The following is an 8,246-nucleotide window of genomic DNA, read 5'->3' as shown; positions in this document are numbered from 1 at the left end:
CCCACAGCCCCCCCTTGCGTCCCCCACCCCCCACTCGGAGCCTGGGCCCTTTGACTCGGGCCGGGGCATCCAAACGGACCTTTCCCCCTCTTTTCGGCTGCCGGCTCGAACCGGTTCAGCAGGACGTCGTGGGCTTGCCCGCCTTCAGATTGGCCAGCTGGGCGAGCGCGTCGTCCAGTGTGGACACCTTGATCAGGTTCAGCCCGTCGGGCGCCGCCGTCTTGGCCTCCGCGCAGTTGTGCTCGGGCACCAGGAAGTCGGTCGCGCCTGCCTCGCGGGCGCCGACGACCTTGAACGAGATTCCGCCGATCGGCCCGACCTTGCCGGTCTCGCTGATCTCGCCGGTGCCCGCGATGTGCCGCCCGGCCGCGAGGTCGCCCGGCGTCAGCCGGTCGATGATCGCCAGCGTGAACATCAGGCCCGCCGACGGGCCGCCGACGTCCTGCAGCGAGATGTTCACCGAGAACGGCGCGTCCGCCCGGTCGGCGGCGGTGAGGCCGATGAAGCCCTCCTGCCGGTCCTGCCGCTGCGCGAGCGTGATCGGGACGGTCCGCTCGGGCTGGCCGTCCGCCTGGAACGTGATCGGCACCGACTGGCCGGGTTTCGTCCCGTTCAGCGCGGCCCGCACGTCGCCCGCCTCGACGATCTTCTTGCCGTTGACGGTGATCAGCCGCGCGCCCGGCGAAAGCACGTGGTCGGCGGGGCTGCCGGACACGATCTCCTTCGCGACCACCTTCACCGGGTAGCCGAGATGACGGAGCGCGGCGACCTGCGCGTTGCTCTGGGAATCCTGCAGTTGCTGGATGTTCTCGCGCTTGACCTGTTCGTTGGTCTCGCCCGGCTTGAAGTACTCCTCGCGCGGCGCGAGCGCGTACCGCCCGCTGGCCCACAGGCCCAGCGCGGTGAACATCGTGATGCCGTCGTTCAGCGACACCGTGGTCATCCGCAGCTCACCGGTCGTCGGGAACACCTCGTGCCCGGCGACCTGGATGACCGGGTTGTTCGCGGCGTCCCGGCCGAGCGTGTCATAGGTCGGTCCGGGGCTGATCGCCACGAACGGCACCTTGACCACGGACCCGACCACGGCGAACACCAGGAACAGCAGGCCGCTGACCAGCAGCGTCCAGCCACGCCGGCTCATTCCGCGGGGGCGATCCGCCGACTCGTTCGCCTGCGCGGCGCTGCTCTTCGCGGGAGCGGTCTCCTCGGAGGACTTGGTCACGCCCGACAGCGTACGGTGACCGTGTTCGCTTCTCGGTGAAGGCCACGCTCATCGGCCCGGTTGACGAGGTCGAGGCCGCCGGGCACGCGTACGGTGGACATATGAGCAATCCCCCGTTCGGCTTCGGACCGCCCGATCCCGACAAACGAGGTGACAACGAGCCGTCGGACCCCGGCGGTGCCGAGGCCTTCAATCAGCTGGGTCAGATGCTCAGCCAGCTGGGCCAGATGCTCAGCCAGGCTGGCAGCTCGGCCGGGCCGGTGAACTACGACCTCGCCAAGCAGATCGCGCTCCAGAACCTCAGCGAGAGCGGCGAGTCCAAGATCGGCTTCGCGTCCAGCGGTGCGTCCGGCGACGCGAACTCGGCGGTGCGGGACGCCGCCCATCTCGCGGAGTTGTGGCTCGACGCGGCGACCATCCTCCCCGCGGGCGCGACCTCGACGGTCGCCTGGTCCGCCCGCACGTGGGTCGAGAAGACGCTGCCCACCTGGCAGCGGCTGTGCGACCCCGTGGCGCGGCAGGTTTCCGGCGCGTGGATGCAGGCGTTGCCCGAGGAAGCCAAGCAGGCCGCGGGCCCGCTGCTGTCGATGATGGGACAGATGGGCGGGATGGCCTTCGGCTCCCAGCTCGGCAACGCGCTCGCTCAACTGGCTTCCGAGGTGCTCACCTCCACCGAGGTCGGTCTCCCCCTCGGCCCCGCCGCGACATCGGCGTTGCTGCCCTCGAACATCGAGAAGTTCGCCGAGGGCCTCGAGCTGCCGAGCAGCGAGATCCTGGTCTTCCTCGCCGCGCGCGAGGCCGCGCACCAGCGCCTGTTCTCCCACGTCCCGTGGCTGCGGCAGCGGCTGCTCGCGACGGTCGAGGAGTTCGCCCACGGCATCACCGTGGACACCTCCGCCCTCGAACAGCTCGCCGGCCGGATCGACCCGGCCAACCCGGCGAGCTTCGAAGAGGCCATGTCCTCCGGCTTGCTGGAGCCGCAGACCACTCCCGAGCAGAAGTCCGCGCTGAACCGGCTGGAGACGCTGCTGGCACTCGTCGAGGGCTGGGTGGACGTCGTGGTCGCGGAGGCCATCGGCGACCGCCTGCCGGGCGCCGACGCGCTCCGGGAGACGCTCCGGCGACGGCGCGCCACCGGCGGGCCCGCGGAGCAGACGTTCGCGACGCTGGTCGGGCTCGAACTCCGGCCACGGCGGATGCGCGCCGCCTCGGCACTGTGGAAGCTGGTCGGCGACCAGCACGGTGTCGAGCAGCGGGATCGCCTCTGGTCGCATCCCGACCTCATGCCGACCGCCGCGGACCTCGACGAGCCGCTCGACTTCGCGGAGCGCCTCGGCTCGGCCGATACGGGCGATGTCGACCCGATCGCCGAGCTCGAACGCACCGAACAGGGCAAGGCTGCCCAGGACAAGTCCGAGCAGGATCGCAAGGACGGCAAGGAAGACACCGGCGACCAGGGCTGACCCGCCCTGGTCGCCGCCATCCTCCGTTCCCTCAGTCCTCCGCCGCTATGCCCCATCCGGCGGCGGAGGACAGGCCCTCCAGGAACCCGATCGCACGTTCTGTTTTCGGGTAGCGCCGTACCAGCGCCCAGAACGCCGCGTCGTGCCCCGGCTCGCGCAGATGCGCCAGCTCGTGCACGAGGACGTAGTCCAGGACCCACGGTGGTACCCGGCGGAGCCGGTCGCTGACCCGGATCGTGGCGTCGACCGGGGTGCACGACGCCCACCTCGTCCGCATCGGCGGTACCCAGCGCACGCTCGCCGGGACCGCCGTGCCGTCGAGATACTTGTTGGACAACACCTCGCAGCGTGCGAGCAATACGTCGTCCGACGCCTTCGGCGGCGCCGCACGGCGTGGTTCCGAGCGCAGCAGCTTGCGCTCCATCTCGGTGACCCAGTGTTTTTCCTCCGCCCTGGTCATCCGCGCCGGAATGAGCACGACGAGCGTGTCGTCGTTCCAGTACGCGGTGACCGTGCGATGCCGGCGCTGGCTACGCCGCACCTCTACCTTGTGTCCGGGAGTGTCGGCCGGGGGGTTCGTCTTGCCCCGGCTTCTGAGAGACGGAATCCGTGCTTCGACCACTCGACAACGGTAAGGCCAGACACCGACAACTCCGAGAGCCGAAAGGTCACAGCCCCGACTTGTCCACAACGGCTTCCCCCTGTGGATAACCGGCCTGTTTCCGGACGGTGATCAGGCGCTCACCTGCCATGCTGCGTTCATGAGCACCTCGACCATCACCACCCCGGTGGTGCCGCTGCCCAGGTATCCGGTTCTGCTTTCCGGCCTCGACGTGCTCGAACGCGGGCCCGACGAGATCCAGATCGGGCTGGACCCGCGGCACGGCGTCGTGATCACCGGTCTGCCCGACACGGTGGTCAGCAGGCTTCGCCGACTCGACGGCCAGCGGACCGTCGACGCGATCTTGCTCGCGGAGAGCGAACATCGCGAGCAACTGCGCATGGTTCTGACCCAGCTCACCGCGTTGGGAATGGTCACCGAAGCGGAGCCGCCGAGCCACTCTCCGCGACGCGGCGCCGAGACCGGCCTGTGGTCGCTGCGGGCAAGGCACCACCAGAGGGCACTGACCGAACGACGCCGGAACAGTGCCATGGCTGTGCACGGGGACGGCAGGCTGGCCGTGGCCGTCGCGGTTCTCCTGGCCAACGCCGGGGTCGGGCACATCGACGTCCGGATGTCAGGCACTGTCACCGAACAGGACCTCGGTTCCGGGTTCACCGAAACCGAACTGGGCAAGCCCCGGCGGACCGCGCTGGCCGACGTCGTCCACCGGGTCGACGCCCGCACCCGGACGACCCGGCTCACCAGCGTACGCAGGCCGGAACTGGTCCTGCTCACCGACGCCGTGGTCCCCGCGCCCGAGGTGGCCGACGAGCTGATGAGGAACGGGACGCCGCATATGCCGGTGCGCGTCCGGGACGGCACCGGCATTGTCGGCCCGCTGGTCGTGCCCGGCCGGAGCAGCTGCCTCCACTGCGCCGACCTGCACCGGACCGATCTCGAGCCGTGCTGGCCCCGGGTCGCGAGCCAGCTGATCGGCCATGACCAGCACCCCGATCTCGGCGCCGTCCAGGCCACCGCCGCGCTGGGGGTGGCGCAGGCGATGCGGCTGCTTTCCCCGAGCGAAACCGCTCCCCCGGTGTGGAACGCGACGCTGGAGATCGACGCCTTCGCGGGGAGGGTCCGGCGTCGCGGCTGGGCCCCGCATCCTCGATGCGGCTGCGACGCCTCGGCCGTACGTCATCCGGCGTAGATCGCGGAGACGTCCCCAACCTGCTGTGCCGGCACGGGTTCCCAAGGCAGAATCGCTGGGGTGACCGACTCCCACGACCGTCCCGCCGACCGTGAAACCGCGATGCCCAGCAAGGGCGTCGCCCGGACCGCCAAGCTCGCCAGCCTGCCGCTGGGGATCGCCGGGCGGGCCGTGGGCGGCTGGGGACGGAGGATGGCGGGCCAAAGCGCGGAGCAGGTGAACGCGACGCTGTCCGCGAAGGCCGCGGAGCAGCTCTTCGAGGTCCTCGGCTCGCTCAAGGGCGGCGCGATGAAGTTCGGGCAGGCGCTGAGCGTGTTCGAGGCCGCCGTGCCCGACGACATGGCGAAGCCCTACCGAGAGGCCCTCACGAAGCTGCAGGCCGCAGCCCCGCCGATGGCGGTCAGGCAGACCCACCGCGTGCTCGCCGAGCAGCTCGGCCGCACCTGGGCGACCAGGTTCGCCCACTTCGACGACGAGCCCGCCGCGGCCGCGAGCATCGGCCAGGTGCATCGCGCGACCTGGCACGACGGGCGCGAGGTCGCGGTCAAGGTGCAATACCCCGGCGCCGACGAAGCGCTCCGCAGCGATCTGCGGCAGCTCCAGCGGTTCAGCAGGCTGTTCCAGGCGTTCGTCCCGGGCACCGAGGTCAAGCCACTGCTCGCCGAACTCGCCGACCGCATGAACGAGGAGCTCGATTACCAGGCCGAAGCGCAGAACCAGCGGGTGTTCGCCAAGGCGTTCGCGGGCGATCCCGGCTTCCTGATCCCCCGGGTCGTCGCGAGTTCGCCCAAGGTCGTGATCACCGAGTGGGTCACGGGTACTCCGCTGTCGGAGATCATCGCGAACGGCGACCGCGAGACCCGCGACCTGTCCGGCAGGTTGCTGGCCGAGTTCCACTACTCGTCACCGGAGCGGGCGCGGCTGCTGCATTCGGACCCGCATCCGGGCAACTTCATGCTCACCGGCGACGGCCGGATGTGCGTGATCGACTTCGGCGGGGTGGCCCGGCTGCCCGACGGGATCCCCGCGCACCTCGGGGAAATGACGCGCCTGGCGCTCGACGGCGACTCCGACAAGCTCATGCGGTTGCTGCGCGAGTGCGGTTTCGTGCGGGCCGGCACGGAACTGGACGCGGACGAGGTCCTCGCCTACCTGTCCCCCTTCACCGAGCCGCTGGCCGGGCCGACGTTCCACTTCACGCGCCGCTGGATGCAGAAGCAGGCCGGGCGGCTGGGCAACACCCGCGGCAGCGACTTCCGGGTCGGCCGCTCGCTCAACCTGCCGCCCGAGTATCTCATGATCCACCGGGTCACCGCGGGCTCGACGGGGATCCTCTGCCAGCTCGACGCCGAGATCCCGGCCAGGGACATCGTGGAGCGCTGGCAGCCCGGCTTCGCCACCTGAGTTATCCACAGGACAACGGAAAGCGACCGGAATTCTCCGTTCGCGGACCCGAGTTGTCCACAACCTCGGGAAGCCGGTTCCACCCGGATGGCCGAGCGGTCATGCTCAGATCATGACCATCACGGAACGCGCCGACATCCTGGCGCTCAGTGACCCGACGGCCAGCGGAGTCGTCAACACCAAACAGTTGCGCAACGCCGGGGTGTCCGCGCGAAGAACCGCCCGGCTCTGCGGTCCCGACGGGCCGTGGCGCCAGCTGCACCCCGGGGTCTTCCTGATGCGCAACACCGCGCCGACCCGGCTGCAGATGCTGCACGCCGCGATCGCGCGCTTCGGTGACGGCGTCGTCATCACCGGAGCCGACGCGCTGCGCGCCCACGGCATGAACTACCGGCTCACGGACGAGATCCGGCTGCTGGTACCGGAAGGCCGCAGGCTCACCGCAACCGGCGTCGTGACCCAGCGGACCTCACGCATGCCGGAACCAGTGCTGGTGGACGGGCTTCCCTTCGCCCCGGCGAGCCGCGCGACGCTCGACCTCGCCCGGCGGGAACCCGATCCCTGCAAGCTGACCTACCTGCTTACCCTGCCCCTGCACTGGGGCCTGTGCGAGAAGGCCGACCTGCTGGCCGAGCTGGAGGCGGGCGATAAGCGCGGTTCGGCCGCGGTCCGCGCGGCACTGCGCGGGATCAGCGGACACGAGACGTTCGCGCAGGGCTGGGCCGCGAAGGTACTGGCCGTGACACCGCTGCCGCCGCCCAGCTGGAATGTCACCGTGTGCGATCTGCGTGGTCGCCGGATCGGCACGGCGGACGCGTGGTGGGACGAGGTCGGGCTGGCCTGGCGCTATCGGACGGACACGAACGAACCGGGCGACGGGTTCAGTCATCTGGCCCTGACCGCGACCGGGATCGTGCTGGTGCGGTGCACGCTTCGCCAGATGCAGGAGCGAACACGCGAGGTCGTCAGCGAGCTGGTGCGGGCGTTCGGCCAGGCGGCACGCACTCCACGCCCCAAGGTGCGGACCTACGGCCGGGTGGGGAACGCCGCATGAGCGATGCTTGCGAGCGAATCATGGGCATCATGCTCATGCGCCACAAGGGATTCAATACTGTCTCGCGGAGCGAGGCGAGCGCATGAGCGTGTTCACCAGTACTCGTCCGGGAGTTTCCCTTCGATGTCACGGACATGCTCGCGAGCGCACCGCGGGCACAGCCATCGCGGTGTGCCCCGGTCCCGGTCGGAAACCCAGGAGAGCGCTTCCACGGGATCCTCGTCGCCGGGCCGTGACCGGCCACATCGGTGGCATGCGACCGGCTGTTCCGCGGCGGTCACACCCGCCGTCCACAATGGATCGTCTTGGTGCCGAGCAGGTACAGATCTTCGCGTGCGCCAAGGTATTCGGGCGAGTCCGGGTCGAGCAGGACGTCCAGCGCGGCACGATCGTCGGCAGCGAGGTGATCGCCGGCCCAGTCGGCGATCCTGCGCATGCCGTGCACGACGTACTCCCGCAGCTGTGGGGTGCCCGGCGCCGGGTGATCCAGGAGCACGCTGAACGACATGACGTCGGAAAGCCCCGCGCGCCGCAGTGCGTCCGGCCAGCCGTAGGGCATCGAGACGGCGCCGGGAATCCCCGCCCGCATCCCGACGAACCATTCCTCGCGGGCGGCCAGCAGTCGCTGTTCGAGACCGGGGCGGCCGACGCCGAGGTCCCAGGGAAGGCTGTGCGGCGCGATGCCGCCTTCGGAGATCGCGAGCCATCCGCCCGGCCGTGTCAGCGTGGCCAACGTACCCAGCGCGGCCTGCTGGTCCGCGACGTGATGCACCACCCCGGAGGCCCACACCAGATCCGCGGCGGGCAGGCGATCCGGCAACGCGGGATCGGCGAGGTCGCTGAGCACCGCCTGGCACTCGACTCCCACGGCCGTGACAGCCTGCTCGGCCTCGGAGAGCAACTCGGGAGTCAGGTCCGTCAACACGAGGGTTCCCCCGGAACGACCAGCGAGCTCACGTGCGAACAGAACGCTCATCCCACCCGCTCCACAGCCGATGTCCACGACCGTCGGCGACTCGGGCAGCAGGTCGGCCAGGCGCCGCGCCGCCGTCGTCAGCGCTTCCGCGTGGAGCGCGTCGGCCATCCGCAGTGCCGCCAGGCGGTCTGCCCAGTCGATGCCGTCGTGAGTATGTGTGGCCACCACCACATTGAACACCAACCGCCGCCGCGCCGGCCCGGAACGAGGCGGAGGGGGGGGGGGGGGGGGGGCGGGCCGCGCCCCCCCGACGCCCCGACCTATATCACAGCCCCCCCCGCGGGCCGCGCGGGGAGCCGCCCCCCCACCCCCC

The 8,246-nt window shown here is 70.5% G+C and carries 8 protein-coding genes; 4 read left to right on the top strand and 4 right to left on the bottom strand.

The annotated features are described in order from the left end of the window. Window positions 1-115: 115 nt before the first annotated feature. The gene (locus ACFWX1_RS31425; RefSeq protein WP_378393408.1) at window positions 116-1,120 is read right to left on the bottom strand and encodes a PDZ domain-containing protein; all 1,005 of its coding nucleotides are present in this window, start codon (window positions 1,118-1,120) and stop codon (window positions 116-118) included. Between the two features lie 203 nt (window positions 1,121-1,323). On the opposite strand from ACFWX1_RS31425, the gene ACFWX1_RS31420 reads away from it, so the two are divergent. Continuing rightward, window positions 1,324-2,685 carry a zinc-dependent metalloprotease gene (locus ACFWX1_RS31420; RefSeq protein ID WP_378393379.1) on the top strand — a complete coding sequence of 454 codons (1,362 nt, stop codon included), beginning with the start codon at window positions 1,324-1,326 and terminating at the stop codon, window positions 2,683-2,685. A 31-nt stretch (window positions 2,686-2,716) separates the two neighbouring features. Here ACFWX1_RS31420 and ACFWX1_RS31415 read toward each other — a convergent pair whose 3' ends face one another. After that, on the bottom strand, window positions 2,717-3,226 hold the full coding sequence (locus ACFWX1_RS31415; RefSeq protein ID WP_345401715.1) for a M48 family metallopeptidase: 510 nt from the start codon (window positions 3,224-3,226) through the stop codon (window positions 2,717-2,719). A gap of 220 nt (window positions 3,227-3,446) precedes the next feature. Between ACFWX1_RS31415 and ACFWX1_RS31410 the strand changes: the two genes are divergently transcribed. The 3 genes from ACFWX1_RS31410 (at window position 3,447) to ACFWX1_RS31400 (ending at window position 6,957) form a co-directional block, all read left to right on the top strand. Further along, window positions 3,447-4,499, top strand: a complete 1,053-nt coding sequence (locus ACFWX1_RS31410; RefSeq protein WP_378393378.1) for a hypothetical protein — start codon at window positions 3,447-3,449, stop codon at window positions 4,497-4,499. 102 nt (window positions 4,500-4,601) lie between these two features. Beyond that, a complete protein-coding gene (locus tag ACFWX1_RS31405; RefSeq protein ID WP_378393407.1) occupies window positions 4,602-5,903 on the top strand; it encodes an ABC1 kinase family protein in 1,302 nt (433 codons plus the stop codon). A gap of 112 nt (window positions 5,904-6,015) precedes the next feature. Next, a complete protein-coding gene (locus ACFWX1_RS31400) occupies window positions 6,016-6,957 on the top strand; it encodes a hypothetical protein (protein ID WP_378393377.1) in 942 nt (313 codons plus the stop codon). Between the two features lie 92 nt (window positions 6,958-7,049). On the opposite strand, the gene ACFWX1_RS31395 is transcribed toward ACFWX1_RS31400, so the two are convergent. Then, window positions 7,050-7,238: a hypothetical protein gene (locus ACFWX1_RS31395; protein ID WP_378330296.1), complete on the bottom strand. Its 189-nt coding sequence runs from the start codon at window positions 7,236-7,238 to the stop codon at window positions 7,050-7,052. Beyond that, window positions 7,235-8,098 carry a class I SAM-dependent methyltransferase gene (locus ACFWX1_RS31390; protein ID WP_378393376.1) on the bottom strand — a complete coding sequence of 288 codons (864 nt, stop codon included), beginning with the start codon at window positions 8,096-8,098 and terminating at the stop codon, window positions 7,235-7,237. The genes ACFWX1_RS31395 and ACFWX1_RS31390 overlap by 4 nt, the downstream gene beginning before the upstream one ends. Between the last annotated feature and the right edge of the window lie 148 nt (window positions 8,099-8,246).

This window comes from Amycolatopsis sp. NPDC059021 (assembly GCF_042739895.1).
Taxonomy (GTDB): domain Bacteria; phylum Actinomycetota; class Actinomycetes; order Mycobacteriales; family Pseudonocardiaceae; genus Amycolatopsis.
The sequence above is the reverse complement of the archived record's forward strand: the minus strand, read 5'-3'. Positions and strand labels throughout refer to the sequence as shown.

What these genes read in the sequence shown, in the direction of transcription:
- ACFWX1_RS31420 (WP_378393379.1), top strand. Translation starts at nt 1,324, where the DNA reads ATGAGCAATCCCCCGTTCGGCTTCGGACCGCCCGATCCCGACAAACGA.
- ACFWX1_RS31410 (WP_378393378.1), top strand. Translation starts at nt 3,447, where the DNA reads ATGAGCACCTCGACCATCACCACCCCGGTGGTGCCGCTGCCCAGGTAT.
- ACFWX1_RS31405 (WP_378393407.1), top strand. Translation starts at nt 4,602, where the DNA reads ATGCCCAGCAAGGGCGTCGCCCGGACCGCCAAGCTCGCCAGCCTGCCG.
- ACFWX1_RS31400 (WP_378393377.1), top strand. Translation starts at nt 6,016, where the DNA reads ATGACCATCACGGAACGCGCCGACATCCTGGCGCTCAGTGACCCGACG.